A 21,408-nucleotide genomic window follows, 5' to 3' on the forward strand; every position below is an offset into this window, starting at 1 on the left:
CTGTAAAAAAAAGAATCCGCAAAAGCGGACTCGACAAATTGATAATCAAATCCCCTTATCGTTCGATTACTCGCTCAGGTTGGCACCTTCCTATCGCTAGGGGTTGCCGGGTTTCACAGGCCCTATGTACCTCCACCACTCTGAATAAGAGAAATATACTCTATATGAAATTATTCTGCTTCCAGTTCCTTAAAGTATATCCATATACCTGAAGGGCAAATGTTATCATCGCAAATACAATACAACATTTTGACCGGAACTGTCAAGTGCTAATTTCTGGCTGAAGAACAGGTGGCCCGCCCATTAGAAGGGGACTGGAAACTGAGGGGTTATTCCGATTTTTCCCTTTGCTCCACTTCTTCCGCTGCCAGTTCCTCAGCCTCTGCGATGTGAAGGAAATCCGCTTCCGTCTTTTTGAGACTGGGTACGAAGCGCCCGACAAACTTGCCCTTTCCGCGGTTTTTCACATAGAAAAAGCCGAAAACGGAGAATACAACAGCTCCAATGAAGTTTACGAACAGGTCTTTCATGGTATCCAGAAGGCCGATGTCCAAGTAACCGCCAAGGCCCAGAGGCTGGCCGTTAATCATGACCTCCTGTATGCCGGTTATAGCTGTGGGATGGTTTCCCCCGGCCGGGTCTAACATCACGGAATTAATCGTATGTAAAATCGTATCTTTCTGCATATCCATACCAAAGAACAGATCCATGCCGCACTCGAAGAATTCCCAGATCACCCCGATCGTCATGGAAAAGCTGAAAGCCACGATAGCCATGAAGGCCGGTGACAGCTGAAAAGAAAAGCGTTCATTCCGGTTCAGGATATCCACCATGGAAAACCCTATGGCGGCGGCAAGGAAACCATTTAAGGTGTGGAGGACCGTATCCCAGAAAGGATATTTGATGTAATATGCCCCGATTTCACCCAGTATCTCAGCAGAAAATATAAAGAGCAGGATGATAATCTCGAGAGTGGTCGGCAGCTCTATCTTAAGGTTAATCTGGACAAAGCTGGGCACCATGAGCAAAAGCAGCGTCAGGACACACAAAAACACATTTTCATAATTCCGGTTAAACAATTGCAGGATCATCATGAGAATGACGACTGCTCTTAGTATTACAAACACGATAAATGAGCTTTTATGTTCCCGCAGCTCCATCTTCATCGCTTTCCAAAAAGCTTTACATTTCCTGGATACTTTCATAATTTCCTCCAGAGTTGCATTTACTGCAACTCTATTCAGGTATGGTGTAACCATTTCCTCAAGAGTTGCATTTACTGCTGCGTATATCCATCGGGGTTTTGGGATTGCCATCTCCAGGAATCCCCGCACATTTCTTCCAGCCCGTATTGGGCTTCCCAGTCCAGCTCAGCTTTTGCCTTGGCCGGGTCCGCATAACAGGTGGCGATATCCCCCGCCCGTCTGGGTTTTATCTCGTAAGGGATCTCCCTGCCCGAGGCTTTCTCAAAAGCCTTCACCATATCCAGAACGCTATAGCCGTTACCGGTACCCAGATTATAGATAGACACACCCTCTTTGCTTTTCAGCTTCCCGATCGCTTTCACATGGCCTCTGGCCAGATCAACCACATGGATATAGTCCCGGACCCCCGTACCGTCCGGTGTATCATAATCGTTTCCGAAAACGCCGAGACGGGACAATTTTCCGATTGCCACCTGGGTAATATAAGGCATCAGATTATTGGGAATCCCTTTCGGATTCTCCCCGATCCGGCCGCTCTTATGGGCACCGATCGGATTAAAGTAGCGGAGCAGGATAACGTTCCACTCCGGGTCTGCCACATGAAGATCCTGCAGGATCTCTTCCAGCATAAGTTTCGTCCGTCCATAGGGGTTCGTGACACTCAGCGGGAAATCCTCCCGGATCGGGACCGTGTGCGGATTCCCATAGACCGTAGCCGATGAGCTGAACACGATATCTTTTACGCCGTGATTTCTCATCACATCACATAAAACCAGTGTTCCTGTGACATTGTTATAATAATACTCCAGCGGTTTTTCCACAGATTCTCCCACCGCTTTCAGCCCTGCGAAATGGATGACTGAATCGATCTGTTCCTTTTCAAAAATCTCTTCCATAGCCGCCCGGTCCAATAGATCCGCCCGGTAAAACTTAAGTGACTTACCGGTAATCTCTTCCACCCGCTTCAAAGACTCTTCACTTGAATTGCATAGATTATCCGCGACTACCACTTCATAACCCGCATTTAAAAGTTCCACACATGTGTGGCTGCCAATATATCCGGCGCCGCCTGTAACCAAAATCGACATCCTCTCACCTTATCTTTCCGTCCACAGGTTCCGGGGATATCTCCCCTGATCTTTAAAGGACTGAATCGCCTGTTCCACCATTTCCTTGTCTTCCTTATAAGTCACTCCGTACCATTTGTCATCCGAACGAAGCACCGTAACCAGCGCCTTCTCCTCCTGAAGCAGTCTCGTCACGACTGCCGGAAGAAAATATTCACATTTCAGCGGATTATCCGAAAGCCCTTCCCGCAGAAAATCCTCAAACCCGTTTCGGATCTCATCCAAAAAGCTTTCGGTAAAGCCCCACAGGTTCATGGAAACCGTACTGTCCGCAGGCAGCGGCCTCCAGGTGGCTCCGTTATCCTCCGAATACGCGGTCTGTCCATCTATCTTCTGAATCTTCGTCCGCTCCGTCACGCTCACCAGATGGCCTTCCCCGCTGACTTCACATACCCCCCGGGCCACGGAACCATTCTCCGTGAGAGTATTCTCCAGCACATAGCCCACCATGGCATAATTGTACTTTACAGCATCCCTTAGTGCATGCCCTTCGGGCGGGGTCGCAGCAAAGCTGCTCCTTAAGGTATCCTTCTGACCATCCTGATGGCTGACCAGAAAATCATAGACCATCTGAAACGCCTTGGGTCCATAATAATCATCGGCATTGATCACCGCAAAAGGCCCCTGAATCAGATCCCGGCAGCTAAATACCGCATGAGCGGTTCCCCAGGGCTTCACCCTCCCTTCCGGCACCTGATATCCGGCAGGCAGATCCGCAAGCTCCTGAAACGCATACTCCACTTCCACATATTCTTCCAGCCGGTTACCGATCACTTCCCGGAATACTTCTTCGTTCTCCCGCTTAATAATAAATATAACCTTTTTAAAACCGGCCCGGACCGCATCATAAACGGAAAAATCCATAATAATATGGCCTTCCCGGTCCACCGGATCGATCTGTTTTAAACCGCCATACCGGCTGCCCATACCCGCCGCCATGATCACTAATACAGGTTTATCCATTCACCTATCCTCCGTCATTTCGCGCTTACTCAAATTCATAAGATACATTCCTGAATTCATCATTACCAGTATAGTCAGCTTTCCCTCAAATGGCAATAAAAAATTTAATGAGTCATGGGTCCGCCCTTGAACCGGCCGGCGTCCTCCCTCCAGAATCAAATTCCGCGCATCTCTTAGCCAATCTTCTCTTTTTTTTGCAGGATTCAGTATTTCTCATCCTTTGCGATTGCTTTTTTTCCTGTGGTTTGATACATTTATAAGGAATATAAATAGAGTATATGTACAACAATTATCCTAAAGGGGGATTTCCATTATGCGAATTCTGAAAGCAAAAGATTATCTGGAAATGAGCCGTAAAGCGGCTAATCTCATCGCCGCCCAGGTTATTTTAAAACCGGACTGTGTCCTGGGGCTGGCCACCGGCTCGACACCGATTGGGCTGTACCAGCAGTTGATTCAGGGCTATCAGCAGGGAGATCTGGATTTTTCACAGGTAAAAACTGCCAATCTGGATGAATACAAGGGGCTGACCAGAGAAAATGACCAGAGCTATTACTATTTCATGCACCAGAATTTATTCAAGTCCATTAATGTAAAAGAAGAAAATACCAATATCCCGGACGGGACTGTTGCCGACAGCGCAAATGAATGCGCCCGTTACGATGATGTAATACGGACGCTTGGCGGCGTGGACCTGCAGCTGCTGGGACTGGGACACAACGGACATATCGGTTTCAACGAGCCCGCGGATTCCTTCGCAAAAGGGACTCACTGTGTGGACCTGACCGAGAGTACGATCGAAGCGAACAAACGTTTCTTCGCGTCTGCTGACGACGTTCCCCGCCAGGCTTATACCATGGGGATTCAGACGATCATGAACGCCCGCAAAATTCTGGTGGTCGTAAACGGGGAAGCCAAGGCAGATATCGTGCAGAAGGCATTCTTCGGTCCGGTTACTCCTCAGGTACCCGCTTCCATCCTGCAGTTCCACCCGGATGTCACTCTGGTAGGTGACGAAGCCGCACTGTCGAAAATCAATCTATAGAAGATCGGCCTGAAAAGCGCACGCACGGAGGAACGGTTGAACAAAAAAGCGCACGCACGGAGGAACGGTTGAACAAAAAAATGTTCACCCATACCTATATGTGCTGAAAAGCGCACGTACGGAGGAAACTATGAAAATTATAAATGCGAAAGTATTTACAGAAGACTGCACCTTTGAAGAAAAGGATATTTGTATCAGCAAAGAATACATCTCCCATTCGTCCGGCGATGATGTGTGTATCGATGCCGCAGGCTGCATCGCAATTCCGGGCCTGACCGATATCCATTTTCACGGCTGCATGGGGCAGGATTTCTGCAATGGCACACAGGAAGCCATCCAAACGATCGCGGATTACCAGCTGGCCAACGGTATCACTGCCATCTGCCCTGCCACCATGACTTATGACGAGGAAACCCTGACCGGTATCTGCCGGGCTGCGGCCGCACATGTCAATGGGCAAAAGGGTGCGGATCTGGTGGGGATCAATATGGAGGGGCCGTTCATCTCCCTGGCCAAAAAAGGGGCACAGAATCCGAAATATATTCATAAACCGGATATCGAAATGTTCCGCCGGCTTCAAAAGGAAGCCAACGGCCTGATCAAACTGGTAGACCTGGCTCCCGAGGAAGAGGGCGCCATGGATTTCATCACTGCTCTTAATGGGGAAGTGGTCTTGTCCATCGCCCATACCACAGCTGATTTTGATACGGCCAGTGAAGCGATCCGGCGGGGTGTCAGCCATATCACTCATCTGTATAATGCCATGCCGGCTTTTACCCACCGGGCCCCCGGCGTAATCGGCGCCGCAGTGGATGATCCCCACTGCGAGGCGGAGCTGATCTGTGACGGCATCCATATCCACCCGGCGGTCGTGCGGACTACTTTTAAAATGTTCGGGGACGACCGGGTCATCCTGATCAGCGACAGCATGGAAGCCACCGGATTAAAAGACGGGGAATATTCCCTGGGCGGGCAGGCCGTACATGTGGAGGGAAACCGGGCTACCCTGACCTGCGACGGAACCATCGCCGGTTCTGCCACGAATCTGATGGACTGCATGCGTACCGCGGTACAGAAGATGGGGATTCCTCTTGCTTCTGCAGTAAAATGCGCTGCGGTGAATCCTTCCAAATCCATCGGGATATATGACCAATACGGCAGTATCACAGTTGGAAAGTATGCCAATCTTGTACTGCTGGATGAAAACACTTTAGAAACCAGGAAAATTATTTTCCGCGGGAAAGAGATCTGATCAATCAGATGAGGAAATAAAAATACGCCGCTTACAGATTAAAAGGCCGGTTAAAGTTCCGGCCGGATGTTCTGTGTGCGGCGTTTCCGGTTCAGATGAGGATGAGAAGTTATCCAGGAGGTGGATCTATGAATAACAGGTATCAGGAGGAAGCCCTTCAATTTTTGACAGATGTATTGTCAGTCCCCAGTGTAAACGGCACTGCCGGCGAACACGCTATGGCTAAGTTTCTGTGTGATTATCTCTGCTCCCACGGGATCGCGGCCAGTCTGCAGCCCATCGATGACCTGCATGCAAATGTCATCGGTCGGATTCCCGGCCGCTCGGATCAGATGGTTATCTGGAACGGTCATCTGGATACGGTGCCCTTCGGGAAAATGGATGAGTGGGATACAGACCCGTCACTTCCCGTCCGGACTGAGAACCGAATCTATGCGCGGGGGGCCAGCGATATGAAAAGCGGTCTGACAGCCATGGCCTATGTATGCGCAGAAATGGCGGAAAATCGGGTGATTCCCGACCACACGATTCTCTTTGCCGGAACCTGTGATGAGGAGAAGGGCGGCCTGGGCGCGGACTCCTTTCTTTCCATTGCCGGGGAGGAACATCCCGCTTTTCTGCTGATCGGGGAGCCTACCGGAGGCAGACTCGGTATCGCCCAAAAAGGGTGTCTATGGCTCTCTCTGACCGTAAACGGCAAGACCAGCCACGGGGCTAACCCGGAAGAAGGCGGCAACGCCCTGGAAGGCGGATTCGAGGTGCTGCAGGAATTGAAACGCCATGTCAACTCCTATATCCATGGAATCCTGGGAACATCTACGATGCAGATCACCATGGCCGGGGGTGGAATCGCGCCGAACATGACGCCGGATCACGCGGAATTTCTGGCTGATATCCGAATGGTTCCCGCTCTCACCCGGGATATGGTGCTCCATCACCTGTATCAGCTATGCGCGGAATACACACAGAAGCTGGGCGGTAAGGTTACCTTTGACGTGCAGCTTCGCAATGAACGAATGGGGATCGAGATCCCGAAAGAGGACCGTTGGCTCAGGCAGTTTGAGGACATTCTGCGTGAACAGGAACTGCCGGTTGAATATACAGGCATCAACTACTTTACAGATGCTTCTATTTTGCTGAGACAGTTCACCGACTGCCCTGTACTTCTCTACGGTCCCGGAGAACCGCAGCTTTGCCACAAACCGAATGAATATGTGGATGTACAAAAATACCTGCAGTCACTGGAAACCTACCGAAGATTCTACCATAGGGTCTGACGGCCGGCGCTTTTGAATTGGATAAAGAGCAATGCGCTGATTCCCATCAGCACAGGGTAGACCAGATAAGGCATGATTTCAAATGGGGTGAGCCCGGACAGGCTGGAGGCCGAGAGCAGCTGCGCCCCATAAGGGATCATCCCCTGGCAGACCGAGGTAAAGATATCCAACAGGGATGCCGATCTCCTGGGCGTAATCTCATACACGTCACTGATCTCCTTCGCAATAGGGCCGGCGATCACGATCGCTACCGTATTGTTGGCGGTACACAGATCAACCAGCGCCGCCAGCGCGGCTATTCCCACCTCTGCGCCCTTCTTTCCTCTGATCCTCCTCCTAATGAATTGAATGATACACTGAATCCCGCCGTATTCCCGTACCAGAGACACAATGCAGGCGACGATCAGAGAAATTACCGTAATGTCATACATCCCGGTCACTCCATCCCCGATTACCGTAAAAATCTCCGAGACAGCAAAAGCACCGGTTCCAACCCCAACCACCAGGGAAAAAGCCGTACCGAACAGCAGCACGAGAAACACGTTAAAGCCCAGCAGCGCCCCGGCCAGTACTCCCAGATAAGGAAGGACACGGATCACCTGATAAGGATGTTCTCCCGGCAGCACATAATTCTTCCCCCAGGTAATGGCGACAAAAAAGAGCAGTGTCAGGACCGCCGCAGGCAGCACGATAAAAAAGTTGGCCTTGTATTTATCCTTCATCTCACACCCCTGAGTTTTGACCGCCGCGATGGTCGTATCGGATATCATCGACAGATTGTCCCCAAACATAGCGCCGCAGACCACCGCTCCCACGCAGATCGCCATAGAGAAGCCTGTCTTCTCGCTGATCCCCACTGCGATCGGTGTCAATGCCGCGATGGTCCCCATGGAAGTCCCCATAGACAGGGAAATAAAACATCCGATCAAAAAAAGACCGGCCACAGCGACTCCTGCCGGCAGGATACTAAGGCCCAGATTGACCGTACTTTCCATTCCTCCCGCTCTCGTCACCGCCCCGGAAAACGCTCCGGCTGACAGAAAAATCAGACACATGGTGACGATATTTTCATTTCCCACTCCTTTTGAGATCACTTGTATCTTATCCGCAAAGGACAGTTTCCGGTTCTGACAGAAAGCCACTACCAGCGCGATCAGAAAGCCCACGATCGCCGGCATCCGGTAAAAATCTCCGGTCAGCCAGCCCACTCCCAGAAAAACAAGCAGGAATATTCCTATAGGAAGCAGGGCAATAAGCCTGCCCTTATCTTCATTTTGATTCATAAGTTTCTCCTTTATAATGATTATCCTCTGTCGCTGTGACCGCTTAGTGCCCGTGTGCCCGTATTATGGGCACTTACGTGCGATGCGTAAAAAATAGTCAGCGAGGTTTTTTCGAGCGCTACTATTTTTTATCGCTATGAGCACTTAGTGCCCGTATTATGGGCACTTACGTACGATGCATAAAAAATAGTCAGCGAGGTTTTTTCGAGCGCTACTATTTTTTATTTTATTATAGGTGCCTTTTGTTTACAAGGGGAAATAACTGGGCATGATCCCTTTTCCGCTCTTTTCTTGTCCCGGCATTTGAGCTATAATATTACCATCATTGATATAATCGGGGTACACACTATGGACTATCAGAATCTGATCACATTTATCATGGAAATGCTGGGAACGATAGCCTTCGCATCCTCGGGTGCCATGACGGCTGTGGAAAAGAACATGGACATCTTTGGAGTCAGTGTACTGGGTGTGGTCACCGCCACAGGAGGCGGGCTGATCCGGGATCTGGTACTGGGAATTACTCCGCCCGGCATGTTCCGGGATCCGGTATACGCGCTGGCGGCTATCGTCACATCCTGCTGTCTGTTCTGGATCTTATATGCGAAAAAAGAATGGTTGTCCGGAGCTTTCCGGGCAACCTATGATAAAATAATGCTTGCGTTTGACGCTGTGGGACTTGGGATCTTTACGGCCGTGGGTATATTCACCGCCGTGCAGAACGGGTATCAGGATAATCTGTTCCTGCTGGTATTCGTCGGTACCATAACCGGTGTGGGCGGCGGTATCCTGCGCGATGTGCTGGCAGGCGAAACCCCCTACATATTTGTGAAGCATGTATACGCCTGCGCCTCCATTGCCGGCGCTCTGTTCTATATCCTGTTACAGGACCCGTTTGGCCAGGTCACGGCTATGTTCGGCACTTCCGCCCTGGTGATCCTGCTTCGATTCCTGGCAGCCCATTATAAATGGAACCTGCCGCGCCTAAAGAGGTCTGTCTAAAGGTGGTGTCTAAAGGTGGTATTTAACTGCGCCATTCCCTTATTCTTCATACAGCACTTTTCCCGCTATGTCTCCTGCCCACACTTCCGTGTCCAGCTGCCATTCATTTTGAATCGCTTCTTTCCCGGCATCGGTCCGGACCATTTTCCCATTTTCCAACTGCTCTTCTGTTATATGTTCTTCATTTGTCTCAATGTCATAGTCTACAGATAACTGCGCCGCCATTTCCAGAGAACTATTATCCCACCTGTATTTAGCGTAGCCATAGCTGGATGCGCTGTTTCTCCAGCAGGACAATATTTCCTGATCCGCAGCGTTAAGGATCGGATTCTGTATCTCCTGAAATTCCGGAGCTTCTTCATATTTTTTGGTAACAGGATTTGACAGATAACAGGCATAGTATTTTATGCCCTGGTTTCCGTACCGGCCCAGATCCAGAAGAATATCACGGCTGCCATCAAAATTCACATCCGCCAACAGGACTTTTCCCGTAAATGCGGCTGGTGTATCGCTGAGATCATATTTGTAGACAATGGTCTGAATCGTTTTTTTGCTTTTATCTGCCACGGCTATCTGCATTTCCATTATGGTGGTAATGTCTTTCCAGTCAGCATTTTCATCTCTGACCGGGTGTACCTCATATTTGTAATCACTATTATAATCCGTATCTGCCGCCTGGGTTTTATCCTCCGATACAGTTTTATCCTCTGAGATGGGATCATCCTGTAATGCGGCAGTGTTTTGATTTTTCGACTCCTCCCTCTTATGATCAGGCGCCTCTGTTGACGGACTGCTGTTCTCACGTGCAGAATCCCGATTGGATTGGTTACATGCCGAAAGGAACAGGAATATAAAAACGTACATAATAATTAATAAATTTTTTTTCATCTATACCTCCATGTTTATCTATAGTACTTGTTACCAACTATACCACTATGTTCACGTTTATACCACCATGTCATGTCTGTACCATCATGTTCACGTTTATACCGACATGTTCATGTCTGTACCATCATGTTCACGTCCTTACTGATATGTTCACATGATCTGGCTTGTAACGGGATAGGCTGACATCGGTCCGCCTCATATTATAGTTGTTCCTCTTCTCCACATCTATAAATTTGTAATTTGTGGTTTTTACATTATACTTCGCATTTACCCGTTCGTAAAGTGTATCGCAGAGGCCCTGTTTCTAAAGAAATAGCTAAATCCCTGCCTCTTAAAAAATGCTGAATTCCCGCTTCTTAAGCACCGGTTGAAATCCCCCTTCCCAGGAACCGTCCCTATCTTTTCAGCTTAATGAAAATATAGATTTCAGGACTTTAATTCATTGACGAAGTACACCACAAAGCACTATAATTATAGTTATGAGTTGTATAACCGGTTGCTCCTGGGCATTCCCGGAACGCTTTGTTTTCATGGATGTTTTAAAATACGATCGGATTTTACAGGCCGATGTTGTATCAGGGATGGGATTTTATGAATACGAAAACGAATAACGCGGCTGTTTACATTATCGATTCCAATTTCAGGATTCTTTACTTTAATCACGTATTACAGAGATGTTATCCTGATCTGCACGCCGGTGAATACTGCTATGAATCCATCTGCGAGGAATGCCACCCCTGTGCGGGCTGTCCACTCGTTACCGGAAGAACAGAGGGCACTATTTTTTACAACAAAGTTCTGAAAAAGTGGGTGGAGGTGAATACCGCTCTCTTTGATACTGCCAGGGATCGTGACTACAAAATCATCCTGGCCAGGGAGATCAAAGAAGATAACCGGAATCTTTTTTATAATTTAACGAACCTCTCCACGTATGATGAGCTCTTTGAACTGAATCTCACCAGTGACAGTTATAAAATCCTGTACCATATGGAAGGAAAATATGTGATACCGGCGGCCGAGGGCCGGCTCGGAGACATGATTCAGGAGGTCGTTGCGGGAATGATCCATCCCGATGACCGGGAGGCCTTCCTGTCTTTCTGGAATCTGGAGAATATATTGCCCCGGATGGCCCAGGACAGCCGGGATAATATGCTAAGAGGCCAATTCCGTAAAAAGAGGACGGACGGGACATGGTGCTGGGTTTTACAGACCGTCGTGCCCTTGTGTCAGGGAGAGAAGGATGACCAGATCCTTATGTGCTTTATCCAGGACATCAATGAGGAAAAGCTGCGGGAACTGGAAAATGAGGATACTGCCCAGGCTCAGCCGGTTTTAGATCCGCTGACCGGCCTGTATAACAAGGCCGATTTTTTCCGGGCGGCCGGCGCCGCTTTAAACCGCGGGAATGAGACTTCCTGGTGTCTGATGGCCATTGATATCGAACATTTCAAACTGTTCAACGAATGGTACGGGATGGAGGCCGGTGATTTCTTCTTAAAGGAGATTGCCGGAGAGTTAAAAAAAGCCCAGTCTGACGGCGTAGTCGCCGGTTATCTGGGGGAGGATGATTTCGGCGTCCTTGTACCGAACCGCCCGGGGCTGTTGGAGGAACTTCAGAACCAGATCACACGCTGCGTCCTGCAATATGGAGACAACGCCGGGTTTTTACCCGCCTTTGGCCTGTATGCCGTAGATCAGCCGCCCCTGCCGGTCAGTACCATGTACGACCGCGCGTCTCTTGCCATGTCCAAAATAAAGGGGAATTACGCAAGACGTGTATGCTGGTATGATGAGAGTATGTTCCTGAAGATGGAAAATGACCATAAGCTTCTCACCCAGGTCCAAAAAGGCCTGGAACGCCATGAATTTACCTTCTATGCCCAGCCAAAATGTAATATTGCCACAGGCAAGATCGTAGGGCTGGAATCACTGGTGCGCTGGAATCATCCTCAGAACGGTGTTATCATGCCGGGTGTATTTATTCCCACGCTGGAGGAATATGGATTCATCGCCAAGCTGGACCTCTATATCTGGGAAGAGGTATGCATCAATTTAAGGCGTTGGATGGACAGCGGACACCGCCCCATACCCATCTCAGTGAACGTTTCCCGTGTGGATGTATATACCCTGGATGTCGCCGGGTCTTTTCAGAATCTTGTGGAACGCTACGGTTTGAAGCCTGAACTTTTGGAGATTGAGATTACGGAGAGCGCCTACGCGGAGGAGTTCCAGATTATTACAGGAGTCGTGGACAAGCTGCGCAGCCTGGGCTTTACCGTGCTCATGGACGACTTTGGCAGCGGCTATTCGTCCCTTAACATGCTCAAAGACATCAATGTGGATGTACTAAAAATCGATATGAAATTCCTTGCGATGGACGAGCAGAGCGCCGGGAAGGGGATCAGTATTCTGGAATCGATCATCAGTATGGCGCGGCTGATCGGGCTGCGGATCATCGCTGAGGGGATCGAGACGGCGGATCAGCTGGAATTTTTGTTAAATATGGGATGCGGCTACGGCCAGGGCTATTATTTCTATAAACCCATGCCGATTGAAGTATTTGAACCTCTGCTGGCCAATGAAGAAAACCTGGATTTCCGGGGAGTCATGCCGCAGAGTTTGCAGCGGCTCAGCCTAAAAGAGCTGCTGAACGAGGACATGATTACCGAATCCATTATCGATCATATTTTAGGCGGCATCGCTTTCTATGACGTCTCCGGGGATCAGGTGAAGCTGCTGCGCGCCAACGAGCAGTACTGCCGGATCACAGGCGCCGACCTGTCGGAACTGACCCCGGGACACAAAACCGAGCTGGATAACGTCTATCCTGAGGATCAGGCCAAAACCATGGAATTATTCCAGCAGGCCCGCAGAAACATCCCGGTCGGCGCTGTAGGGGAGATCCGGTATCTCCGGGAAGACGGGAATACCATATGGCTGCAGCTTCGGGTCTTTTACCTGAGAGAGCAGGACGGTCACAGCCTGTACTACGGAGCAGCCAGCGATATTACCGTTCAAAAGCAGCGGGAACAGCAGCTGATCAACTCTCAGAGAGCGCTTTCCGCTGTGGTCCATATCTCAGAAAATGATTCTTCCTTTATGAAACTGACGGAGGAAAACCGGCGGGCGGCGGCTTCGATCTTTGCGCAGATGAGTCCCGGCGGTATGATCGGCGGTTACTGCGAGGAAGGCTTCCCCCTCTATTTCGCCAACAATGCCATCGTAAGCCTGATGGGCTTCGATTCTTACGAGGAGCTGGAGCAGGCGATCCGGGGAAAGGTAATCAACACCATTCATCCTGACGACCGGGAAGCAGTGGCCCGGGATATCGGTCCGGAGTATTATCCGGGCCTGGAATATACCACCACCTACCGTATGCCGAAAAAGGACGGTACCTGGTTCTGGACCCTGGACAAGGGACAGGTGATCCGGGCGGAGGACGGCAGGCTCGCCATTGTCAGCGCCTGTACCGACATCTCCGAAACGATGGCCGCCCAGCGCCAGCTGGCCGAGCGCAACGCCCTGCTCGTGCGCCAGAATCAGGAGCTGAATTTTCTATATAACGATATGCCCGGCGGTTATCACCGCTGCGCCAATACGAAGGAGTATGATTTTATTTACATAAGCAACCGTTTTTTGGAGATATTCGGCTATACCCGAGAGGAGATCAAGGAGCTGTTCGATGATAAATTTCTCTATATGATCCATCCAGACGACCGTCCCCTGGTAAATGCCGGCGTCAGCAGCCTTAAGGAAGACCGCGGAAATAGGAATCTGGAATATCGTATGCTCAGTAAGCAGGGTTACATCTGGGTAGTCGACCAGAGCCGTTATATGGAATACAGAGGAAAGCCATTTCTTCAGGGAGTGGTTATGGATATCTCCGAAACGGTAATGCTTCGGGAGAAAATGAAACAGCTAGAAGAGGCTATACCCCATCCCGGGGAAGAACCGCGCACCGCGAACCATCCAGTTGACAGGACGTGCAGCAAGTAAAAGAAAGGTGCCGCAGACGTACGGCTAAGCCGCTGTACCTCTGTGGCACCCTTACTTTTAACCTTTGCTGTTACCGGATTATTTCTTTTCAACCGCCACCCAGATCTCACAGCTATAATCGGGGGCCTCCACATCCGCTGAGGGATAGGCTTCAAAATCCGTTCCGCCGCAGGGCTGATACTCGCTGGCCGGGAAGAACTCGCTGTATATCTGCTGGTAAAGCTTCTGGAACGCCTCCGGCATCCTGCCGACACAGGGAAATACCACATAGGTGTGGGCCGGGATCTCCACCACCGTCAGGTCCTCATCGCTCACAGGCGCGCCGTTGTAATGGGCACCGATGGCATATGGGAACTCTGTATCGGCAGCATCCTTGCCAAAACTGGCGCCAACGATGCAGTTTTGGAAAATGTTATTCTCCGGAATATACTTACAAATTTCCGAGATCGTACCGTCTGTGCCGCAGGTCTGCCAAAAGCGGGAGATCTCCTGCGAGGTCAGTTCCTTCTTGCTGGATACCTGTTTCTTTTTGCAGATAATCGGGAATGCTCCCAGGGTCTCAATTCTGTAATTCATCGTGTTTCCTCCATCTAAACTTAGTTTTACGGAAAGAGGAGAAAAAGATTTGAGGGCAGCGCCGCCATGCTTTGCCTGCGAGGGTGTTACCCCGTGAAATCTGGTGAACGCGCGGCTGAAGCTCTCGGGCGTGTCATATCCGTACTTAAGCGCGGCGTCGATCACCTTGATATCCGACGACGCCAGCTCATTTCCCGCCAGGGAGAGCCGCCGCATCCGGATGTAATCGCCTAGTGTGAAGCCGCAGAGGATACTGAAAATCCTCTGGAAATGAAAGCTGGACGAATAGGCCTGCTTCGCCGCTTCTTCATAATCAATGGTTTCCGTGATATGGGCTTCCACATAATCTACCGCCCGCTGTATCCCTTTGATCCACTCCATTTGTATGCTCCTTTCCGTATAAGTACATGATAGAGGAAATCGGGTCCGGCTTCCTGACATTGTGTGCGCTCTGTTGTTACGCGCCCTCCTGGCAGAGAGCGATTTTACAGAACCTGATTGTAACCACCCCGCCTGTATCGCTGTTGCTCATCTCTAGTCGTCCTGCGTGGTTTTTGGTTACCTGTGCAGCAAACCAAAGGCCCAGTCCATGGTGTCCGTCAGCGCCGCGGGCTGCATCATCACGCCACAGGCGCTCTGCCGCGTGATGTAACGCCGCCTTACTGAATCCGGGACCCTCATCACCTACCGTGACTTGCCAGCCGTCGTCTGTCATACTGCCTTCCAGATACACGTTTCCGCCCGCCGGTGTATACTCGATGGCATTCTGTACCACATTGCCGAGCGCGCGGAGCAGACGCTCTTTTTGAATATCCGCCTCACCCTCCAGACCGTTATGCATATGCAGGCAGATCCTCCTGGCATCCGCAACGGCTGTGGCCCTCCGGCAAAGCTCGTCAAACAGGACGGACAGGGCGGTATGTTCAAATGCCTCATCCGCGCCGGCGGAGGTTACCAGAAGGCTGGCAACATACTGTTTGGCCCTGTTATTGCTGGCAGCGATTGTTTCCACCATTTTGCGGCTTCCCTCCGGAAGTCCTTCATCCAGCAGAAGTTCCGCATTGCCCCCCACCAGGGTGAGCGGGGTTTTTAAATCATGGGCGAGAGCTGCTATCTCAGCCTCCCGTTCCTGCTGTGCCGCCCACTGGGAGGACAGGGAGCTGTACAGTGCCTCCCTCATTTGCTCCATCGCGCCAAGTGCCTGATCATACTCCCGTATGCCCGCATGGGGCATTACAAAATTAAGCTCCTGCGCCCCCACCTTCCTGCTCACCTCGCTGAACAGCTTCAGCTTGGCCGCGAGATGCCTGCGCAGCCACAGGGTGTTAAACAGCAGGCAGAGTACCCATACCACTCCCAGCGCGGCCAGCCACAGGTATTCAAAGGGCGGCAGAATGCTCCTCAGCACAGGATTCGCGAACTCTGCCCGGTAATACCAGCGGATGATTACCGTGCTTCCATCCGCGTAGGTGTGCCGTATCACATGTACGTCATTGGTTTCCTCCTGAATACATCCGGCAAGGGCTTCCAGCTCTTTGCCCTCCGCATTGCTTTCCAGCACTTCGCCGTCTTTGTTAAACAAAACGTACCGGGCGAGGAAATCGTCATCAGGAGAAACAAAAGCTTGAGGGTCTTTGGCCAGCATTTGCTCCACCTGCCGGTTGGAAACCGATCCATGGTAAACTACACCGGTGTTCTGAAGAAGCACCAGGGCGATATACCATGCCAGGAAACATAACAGCATACAGCCCAGCATAACGACGGCAAACCGCAAAAGCACAAAGGAAAGGCTTACAGAGCGCTGTCTTTTCGCCATTTATAGCCCACCCCCCACACGGTTTCTATAGGACTTGAGCCCCCGGCCTTTAACTTGGCGCGGATATTTTTGATGTGCTCCGCGATGGCCGACGGATCTCCCTCAGCGTCAAAGCCGAAAACCGCTTCGTATAATTGTTCTTTGGTAAATACCTGACCGGCGTGCAGAGCCAGGTGCTCACAGATGGCGTATTCTCCCCTGGTCAGGGGAAGTGTCTGTCCGCCTGCGGCAGCTGCTTTTGCCTGCAGATCGAAACGCACACCGCCCCGGCTTAAAGTACGGGTCGGCTGGCGCACCTCCCGCCGCAGATGAGCGTTCACCCGTGCCCGCAGCTCCGCGATACTGAATGGCTTTTTCATATAATCATCAGCGCCCAGGCCAAAGCCCTGCACGAGAGCCGCGTCTTCCGTCCTGGCCGTCAGGAACAGGATGGGGCAATCCACCTCGGCCCGGATGCGGCTGCAAAGGGAAAAGCCGTCCTCGCCGGGCATCATCACATCCAGAAGCAGAAGATCATACCTCCGGCACCGGGCAGGCTGCAGAGCAGCGGCATCCGCTTCTGTGTCTACCTGGTGGCCGTCCTTTTCCAGAGCGGCGCGCACCAGGGCCAGCATATCAGGATCATCATCGACCACCAGCAGTTTCGCCATATCTATCCCTCCCTGTTCGTTCTTGCATTCGGATTCTTTCTTGTATTCTGATTCTTTCTTGTTTTCTTATTCATTCTTGTATCATTTTCCCTTCCCATCTGCCAAACCACAGGATCGACAAAACCAGCACCAGCGATGTCATCACGATCAGAGCAGCGATTCCGGGAGCAACAGACGTACTCGCAAAGCCAAAATAGTGTTCCAAAAACCGGACACCCCATTCCCAGGGAATGGCAGGCCAGATTTTATCACCTATGGCAGTTTCGAAGAAACCGGCTAATATTGTGCCGGATATCCCTGCCAAGACCGATATGCTTGAACCAAACCGGAACGCAATGGCTGCCTGTAATAAATATAAAAACAAGCTGCTAAATAAAAATATAGAAAATACCGCAAAACAGGAGCCAAAATTCGTGATGCGGATATCCAGAAACAAATTGGCTCCGGCATAGAAACACAATTCATATATTATCATATGGATAGCCGAAAAGAACAGCAGAAACAGTAATTTCCCCAGATAAACGCCTCTTCGGGATTCCACCAGACCCAGAGCATTTTGAAGATTGCTTGTCTTCCTGTCTAAATGAATGAAAACAGGTACAACTATTCCCGCAAAAATCGGATAACTGATTTGTAATAGAATAAAAAACATCCTCACATCTGAAAGAATACGGTATCCGGCAGAAGTGTAATAAATGAAAAATAATATCGTAACCACTGCAGGCAGTACCATATGCAAGAAAACAAACGGCGTTCTCCTGATTTTAGTAAAATCAGAGAAAAATTCCCGAATCATCGTCCGAAAGAGTACCTTAAATGCATGCGTGAACCTTAAGGAATTCATTTGCGATACACCTGCCTTTGGTACCAACGGGATAACAGGATTAAAAGAGCAAACACAGCCAGCAGGGATACCAATACCAGCACCGAACTCTCCGACAGATTTAATATCAAGCCCGCATCTGCATCAACCATTAACCCGTTAGGCAGAACTCCGAAAAAGGTAACCATAAACCTGGCAGGCCAGCTGTATGGGAAGAACCAAAACAAAGGCGTCAGCGAAAAAAACAAACCGCCCAACGCGCTGGCCGCCAGATGGATGATCACAGAACCGGCAAATCCGGTTTTTTGATCCAAATACAAACAGAAGGGGATCAGCCATAATAAAGAAAGCCACAATATGAAGTAGCCCAGAAAATAATACCATGCATGGCTGATTGCGGCAGGGGCGCCCGCCTTTATCCCTTCACAGATAACTGTGAGAAACGCCAGAATGAATGATACGAGCAAAAGATGAAGCGCGATCAATATAGATTTAGAAATAAATGTTTTCTTTAAGTCAATCGGCAGACTGGAAAGAGTCCGGTAATTTTGTTTTTGTTCCTTATTATTCACTAAATGACATAAAATTACAATGGACAAGGACGCAACGGGCATGCACCAGTTGCAGACGATCGAGCTTGAAAAACCTCCTAAACCTATACCGATAAATAGGAACATCATGGATAATACTATCAAAGCTGCCGGAATAATGAGTATGAGTTTTCGGAACAGGGAACGCTTAAATTTCAGGTTTTCCGCCTTTAAATAGATCTGTAACATCAGGAGGCACGCTCCTTTCTGATGATATCCATAAACAACTGTTCCAGATCTGCGTTTGCATCAATTTTATCCTGATACAGGAGCGACCCATTGTACAGAATTCCGATGTCGTCGGCCACTTGTTGCACCTCGCTCAAAATATGGCTCGATATAATTACCGAAATCCCAGACTCCGCGAATGTCCGGATCATTTTCCTCAATTCCTCCATCCCAAACGGGTCTAACCCGTTTGCAGGTTCATCCAGGACTAATAATTGAGGACTGTTCAGCAGCGCTAATGCGATACCCAGCCTCTGCTTCATTCCCAACGAAAAATCGCATGTTTTTTTATTTTTAGACGACGTTAAGTCCATGATTTGCAGAACTTTATTACAATCTTTTGTTGGAATTCCCAAAAGAGCCGCCCGCACTTTTAAATTTTCAAATGCCGTTAAATTCTCATATAGAGGCGGGGATTCGATCAGGGAACCAATATTCCATAAATCTTTCCGGGCCCAAGGGTGGCTGTCGAAGAATATTTCTCCAGAAGTCGGCCTGGTTATTCCGGTAATCATTTTTAACAAAGTAGATTTACCGGCACCGTTTGGCCCCAGCAGGCCGTAGACAGAATTTTTTCTTACCGCCATAGATACCTCTTTTACTGCATATGCCTTTTTAAATTTTTTCGATACATGATCGGTTTTTATCATGTACTCATCCATCATAACTTCCTCCATTTCACTGTTCGCAGCCTGTAAGTATAGCTGAGGGCTGCTGATTTGATACAACTATCGTAACAGCTATGTTTAAGGATTTTATAAGGAAGTTCGATTAAATTTTCTTCCGGTCATAGGTATCTGTATCACGTGGTACAAGTCAAAAAACAGGGCCGCGGTTAGGATACTAATTAAAATCAGGCACGCTCAGCATATAAATCAAAATTGACCTGCCATTCTCCGTCATCTTTTACCATAATATCCTGCCAATGGAATTTATTATCCTCGATTTTAGCAAAGACCCATTTTCTCCTTTCGTCCTCCATACTCGTAAGGACAATTCTATCATCGTGTTTTCTCGCTTCAAACCGCATGATTTTGCCTGTGTAGCAATATGCGACATCCCAAGCGTATGTGTCTGGGTTATAGACACGAAGGGTTGTCCCGTATTCAAAGCCGGGTAAGATAATAACATCCTGTACCGCCATTCCTTCAAGAACCCATGAAAAATGCCATTCGCCTTTGAGCACGCGGGAAGTGCTGTTGTCAACATAGTCTATATTCCAACTACCGATCAGCTTCCCGAAATAATTAAACTCCTCGGGCAGCGATTTATTTTTTACTTCACTTGTCAGTGCTTGATAGAACTGGTCCATGTGTTATCCTCCCACTTTTGCCATCTGATTTATGATACAAAACCAAGCTTCTACCAGCGATATATCCTCATCGTTTAGCGCTCTAAATCTTAACATTAGCTTCTCCTCTCAAAGGCATTCAAAACAGCCTTTTCCCGTCTGAAATATCGATTCCAAGCTCTTTCGCCCTGCCGGTCTGCTGATACGGATTGATTTTTTCCACAATGCCATCATGCCTGAAAAGAGAGCCTGTATTCTTAAACCAAAAGGTTACGCCCGCACCCACGCACTGCTCCCGGATGTTCAGCACCCACTCATAATCGCACTCACGTGCTGCCCGCCCCGTTTCGCCGCCTACGGTAACATGATTCACCCCATGAAGGTAAGGGGTGACATCGATCGCTTCCAGAAGCGGAGCGCAGGCGATGAACCGCCGCTTCATCGGGTAGGATAAAAACAGGGGGAGCCGGTAATCGGCCAGCGACTGGTTTTCTACCGTACAGCCGATGTTCACATTGTCATACCCCTCACCCCAATCGTCAGGAAGGGATACGGGAAAACGGTCGATCCGCTTGGTCAGAATCAAGAAATCAATGTCCGTCCTCTCCCGGATCATGGCCCAGACCTCCCCCCGCCACTCATCCGCTTCCGGGAGAAAAAAGTCGGTGGCAAAACAGGTGGCGAGGATCTTATCCCCTTTGATGTTGTATTCACCCTTTTTATTTTTCCTGACGGGCCAGTCAAATTTATCTGTTTTCAGTATCGTATTCTGACCGCAGCGTTTTGCATACGGCCCGTAAAAATAGCAGTTTGTGCAGCCGTCACTTATTTTGTAACAGCCTGTCCACGGCTCCCAGTTCATAGGCGGCCTCCTTGTCTTTTATTTAAATAGCGGCGGCTTTCATTTATCAAAGCCGCCTTATGCCATACATCCTATTACAACGCATACTGCTTTACAGCTTCGAGAGGGTACATGGTGCGTTTGGCAACTTCCTCAGCAGGCATGCCCTGAGCGAAAAAGCGTTTGATCACCGTAGTCATATCCTCTGCGATCTCCACAATATGCTTGTCCGGGTCATACAACCGGACGTCCCGCTGTCCCCATGGATATTCCCTGATTTCATGTACCCACTGCAGGCCGGGTATACGTCTCAGTTCAGCGTACACCTGATCTAAATCTTCCACTTCAAAATATACCTGGAAGTTATGCGGCTGCTCTTTCACGCTATCGTCGGCGAGGCCGACAATAGCAGCGTACCCCTGCTGCAGCGAAAAGCCCTCAAATGATACATGTTCACCAATATCCATGACGGCGTTTTGATGAAGCACGTTTTGATAAAAATCCTTAGAGGCGGATATATCCTTAACCGCCAATAGGCAACCTTGATATTTCATG

19 protein-coding genes and 1 riboswitch are annotated in these 21,408 nt (G+C 49.5%); of the genes, 5 read left to right on the top strand and 14 right to left on the bottom strand.

The window, feature by feature from the left end; translation table 11 throughout:
- Positions 1-52 precede the first annotated feature (52 nt).
- Positions 53-151: riboswitch (SAM riboswitch) on the bottom strand.
- A 178-nt stretch (positions 152-329) separates the two neighbouring features.
- The 3 genes from ABC831_RS17495 to ABC831_RS17505 form a co-directional block, all read right to left on the bottom strand.
- Complete coding sequence (locus ABC831_RS17495) at positions 330-1,205, bottom strand: DUF2238 domain-containing protein (RefSeq protein ID WP_343249380.1); 876 nt, start codon at positions 1,203-1,205, stop codon at positions 330-332.
- Positions 1,206-1,276: 71 nt separating this feature from the next.
- A complete protein-coding gene (gene galE, locus ABC831_RS17500; RefSeq protein WP_343249381.1) occupies positions 1,277-2,293 on the bottom strand; it encodes a UDP-glucose 4-epimerase GalE in 1,017 nt (338 codons plus the stop codon).
- Positions 2,294-2,302: 9 nt separating this feature from the next.
- A complete protein-coding gene (locus ABC831_RS17505) occupies positions 2,303-3,295 on the bottom strand; it encodes a nucleotidyltransferase family protein (RefSeq protein WP_343249382.1) in 993 nt (330 codons plus the stop codon).
- A gap of 313 nt (positions 3,296-3,608) precedes the next feature.
- Here ABC831_RS17505 and nagB point away from each other — a divergent pair, with 313 nt between their 5' ends.
- From nagB to ABC831_RS17520, 3 genes are all read left to right on the top strand, one after another.
- A complete protein-coding gene (nagB, locus tag ABC831_RS17510; RefSeq protein ID WP_343249383.1) occupies positions 3,609-4,340 on the top strand; it encodes a glucosamine-6-phosphate deaminase in 732 nt (243 codons plus the stop codon).
- 130 nt (positions 4,341-4,470) lie between these two features.
- Positions 4,471-5,592: an N-acetylglucosamine-6-phosphate deacetylase gene (gene nagA, locus ABC831_RS17515; protein WP_343249384.1), complete on the top strand. Its 1,122-nt coding sequence runs from the start codon at positions 4,471-4,473 to the stop codon at positions 5,590-5,592.
- A 128-nt stretch (positions 5,593-5,720) separates the two neighbouring features.
- Entirely contained in the window at positions 5,721-6,869 is a 1,149-nt protein-coding gene (locus tag ABC831_RS17520; protein WP_343249385.1) for a M20 family metallopeptidase, read from the top strand.
- Here the strand turns inward: ABC831_RS17520 and ABC831_RS17525 are convergent.
- Positions 6,854-8,152, bottom strand: coding sequence for a Na+/H+ antiporter NhaC family protein (locus tag ABC831_RS17525; protein ID WP_343249386.1), 1,299 nt, complete (start codon positions 8,150-8,152; stop codon positions 6,854-6,856). The two genes, ABC831_RS17520 and ABC831_RS17525, sit on opposite strands and share 16 nt — an antisense overlap.
- 348 nt (positions 8,153-8,500) lie before the next feature.
- Between ABC831_RS17525 and ABC831_RS17530 the strand changes: the two genes are divergently transcribed.
- A complete protein-coding gene (locus ABC831_RS17530; protein WP_343249443.1) occupies positions 8,501-9,154 on the top strand; it encodes a trimeric intracellular cation channel family protein in 654 nt (217 codons plus the stop codon).
- Between the two features lie 39 nt (positions 9,155-9,193).
- Here ABC831_RS17530 and ABC831_RS17535 read toward each other — a convergent pair whose 3' ends face one another.
- Positions 9,194-10,042, bottom strand: coding sequence for an XAC2610-related protein (locus tag ABC831_RS17535; protein ID WP_343249387.1), 849 nt, complete (start codon positions 10,040-10,042; stop codon positions 9,194-9,196).
- 591 nt (positions 10,043-10,633) lie between these two features.
- Here ABC831_RS17535 and ABC831_RS17540 point away from each other — a divergent pair.
- Positions 10,634-14,038 (top strand): EAL domain-containing protein, encoded by a 3,405-nt coding sequence (locus tag ABC831_RS17540; RefSeq protein WP_343249388.1) that lies wholly within the window; start codon positions 10,634-10,636, stop codon positions 14,036-14,038.
- 78 nt (positions 14,039-14,116) lie between these two features.
- On the opposite strand, the gene ABC831_RS17545 is transcribed toward ABC831_RS17540, so the two are convergent.
- The 9 genes from ABC831_RS17545 to ABC831_RS17585 all read right to left on the bottom strand — a co-directional run bounded on the left by ABC831_RS17545 (position 14,117) and on the right by ABC831_RS17585 (position 21,407).
- A complete protein-coding gene (locus ABC831_RS17545; RefSeq protein ID WP_343249389.1) occupies positions 14,117-14,995 on the bottom strand; it encodes an effector binding domain-containing protein in 879 nt (292 codons plus the stop codon).
- Positions 14,996-15,071: 76 nt separating this feature from the next.
- A complete protein-coding gene (locus tag ABC831_RS17550; RefSeq protein WP_343249390.1) occupies positions 15,072-16,430 on the bottom strand; it encodes a sensor histidine kinase in 1,359 nt (452 codons plus the stop codon).
- Complete coding sequence (locus ABC831_RS17555) at positions 16,406-17,080, bottom strand: response regulator transcription factor (RefSeq protein WP_343249391.1); 675 nt, start codon at positions 17,078-17,080, stop codon at positions 16,406-16,408. Before ABC831_RS17555 ends, ABC831_RS17550 begins: the two co-directional genes overlap by 25 nt.
- A 70-nt stretch (positions 17,081-17,150) precedes the next feature.
- Entirely contained in the window at positions 17,151-17,924 is a 774-nt protein-coding gene (locus ABC831_RS17560) for a lantibiotic immunity ABC transporter MutG family permease subunit (protein ID WP_343249392.1), read from the bottom strand.
- Positions 17,921-18,682 carry a lantibiotic immunity ABC transporter MutE/EpiE family permease subunit gene (locus ABC831_RS17565; protein WP_343249393.1) on the bottom strand — a complete coding sequence of 254 codons (762 nt, stop codon included), beginning with the start codon at positions 18,680-18,682 and terminating at the stop codon, positions 17,921-17,923. Before ABC831_RS17565 ends, ABC831_RS17560 begins: the two co-directional genes overlap by 4 nt.
- Positions 18,682-19,383: a lantibiotic protection ABC transporter ATP-binding protein gene (locus ABC831_RS17570; RefSeq protein WP_343249444.1), complete on the bottom strand. Its 702-nt coding sequence runs from the start codon at positions 19,381-19,383 to the stop codon at positions 18,682-18,684. The genes ABC831_RS17565 and ABC831_RS17570 overlap by 1 nt, the downstream gene beginning before the upstream one ends.
- A 191-nt stretch (positions 19,384-19,574) precedes the next feature.
- Positions 19,575-20,033, bottom strand: a complete 459-nt coding sequence (locus ABC831_RS17575) for a hypothetical protein (RefSeq protein ID WP_343249394.1) — start codon at positions 20,031-20,033, stop codon at positions 19,575-19,577.
- Positions 20,034-20,151: 118 nt separating this feature from the next.
- Positions 20,152-20,874 (bottom strand): DUF5131 family protein, encoded by a 723-nt coding sequence (locus ABC831_RS17580; protein WP_343249395.1) that lies wholly within the window; start codon positions 20,872-20,874, stop codon positions 20,152-20,154.
- Between the two features lie 74 nt (positions 20,875-20,948).
- A complete protein-coding gene (locus ABC831_RS17585; RefSeq protein WP_343249396.1) occupies positions 20,949-21,407 on the bottom strand; it encodes a VOC family protein in 459 nt (152 codons plus the stop codon).
- Position 21,408 lies beyond the last annotated feature (1 nt).

The organism is Diplocloster hominis, assembly GCF_032380655.1.
GTDB lineage: Bacteria > Bacillota > Clostridia > Lachnospirales > Lachnospiraceae > Diplocloster > Diplocloster hominis.

What these genes read in the sequence shown, in the direction of transcription:
- ABC831_RS17545 (WP_343249389.1), bottom strand. Translation starts at nt 14,995, where the DNA reads ATGGAGTGGATCAAAGGGATACAGCGGGCGGTAGATTATGTGGAAGCC.
- ABC831_RS17560 (WP_343249392.1), bottom strand. Translation starts at nt 17,924, where the DNA reads ATGAATTCCTTAAGGTTCACGCATGCATTTAAGGTACTCTTTCGGACG.
- ABC831_RS17525 (WP_343249386.1), bottom strand. Translation starts at nt 8,152, where the DNA reads ATGAATCAAAATGAAGATAAGGGCAGGCTTATTGCCCTGCTTCCTATA.
- ABC831_RS17555 (WP_343249391.1), bottom strand. Translation starts at nt 17,080, where the DNA reads ATGGCGAAACTGCTGGTGGTCGATGATGATCCTGATATGCTGGCCCTG.
- ABC831_RS17540 (WP_343249388.1), top strand. Translation starts at nt 10,634, where the DNA reads ATGAATACGAAAACGAATAACGCGGCTGTTTACATTATCGATTCCAAT.
- ABC831_RS17580 (WP_343249395.1), bottom strand. Translation starts at nt 20,874, where the DNA reads ATGAACTGGGAGCCGTGGACAGGCTGTTACAAAATAAGTGACGGCTGC.
- ABC831_RS17565 (WP_343249393.1), bottom strand. Translation starts at nt 18,682, where the DNA reads ATGTTACAGATCTATTTAAAGGCGGAAAACCTGAAATTTAAGCGTTCC.
- ABC831_RS17585 (WP_343249396.1), bottom strand. Translation starts at nt 21,407, where the DNA reads ATGAAATATCAAGGTTGCCTATTGGCGGTTAAGGATATATCCGCCTCT.
- galE (WP_343249381.1), bottom strand. Translation starts at nt 2,293, where the DNA reads ATGTCGATTTTGGTTACAGGCGGCGCCGGATATATTGGCAGCCACACA.
- ABC831_RS17495 (WP_343249380.1), bottom strand. Translation starts at nt 1,205, where the DNA reads ATGAAAGTATCCAGGAAATGTAAAGCTTTTTGGAAAGCGATGAAGATG.
- ABC831_RS17570 (WP_343249444.1), bottom strand. Translation starts at nt 19,383, where the DNA reads ATGGATGAGTACATGATAAAAACCGATCATGTATCGAAAAAATTTAAA.
- ABC831_RS17550 (WP_343249390.1), bottom strand. Translation starts at nt 16,430, where the DNA reads ATGGCGAAAAGACAGCGCTCTGTAAGCCTTTCCTTTGTGCTTTTGCGG.
- ABC831_RS17530 (WP_343249443.1), top strand. Translation starts at nt 8,501, where the DNA reads ATGGACTATCAGAATCTGATCACATTTATCATGGAAATGCTGGGAACG.
- ABC831_RS17505 (WP_343249382.1), bottom strand. Translation starts at nt 3,295, where the DNA reads ATGGATAAACCTGTATTAGTGATCATGGCGGCGGGTATGGGCAGCCGG.
- ABC831_RS17535 (WP_343249387.1), bottom strand. Translation starts at nt 10,042, where the DNA reads ATGAAAAAAAATTTATTAATTATTATGTACGTTTTTATATTCCTGTTC.
- nagB (WP_343249383.1), top strand. Translation starts at nt 3,609, where the DNA reads ATGCGAATTCTGAAAGCAAAAGATTATCTGGAAATGAGCCGTAAAGCG.
- ABC831_RS17520 (WP_343249385.1), top strand. Translation starts at nt 5,721, where the DNA reads ATGAATAACAGGTATCAGGAGGAAGCCCTTCAATTTTTGACAGATGTA.
- nagA (WP_343249384.1), top strand. Translation starts at nt 4,471, where the DNA reads ATGAAAATTATAAATGCGAAAGTATTTACAGAAGACTGCACCTTTGAA.
- ABC831_RS17575 (WP_343249394.1), bottom strand. Translation starts at nt 20,033, where the DNA reads ATGGACCAGTTCTATCAAGCACTGACAAGTGAAGTAAAAAATAAATCG.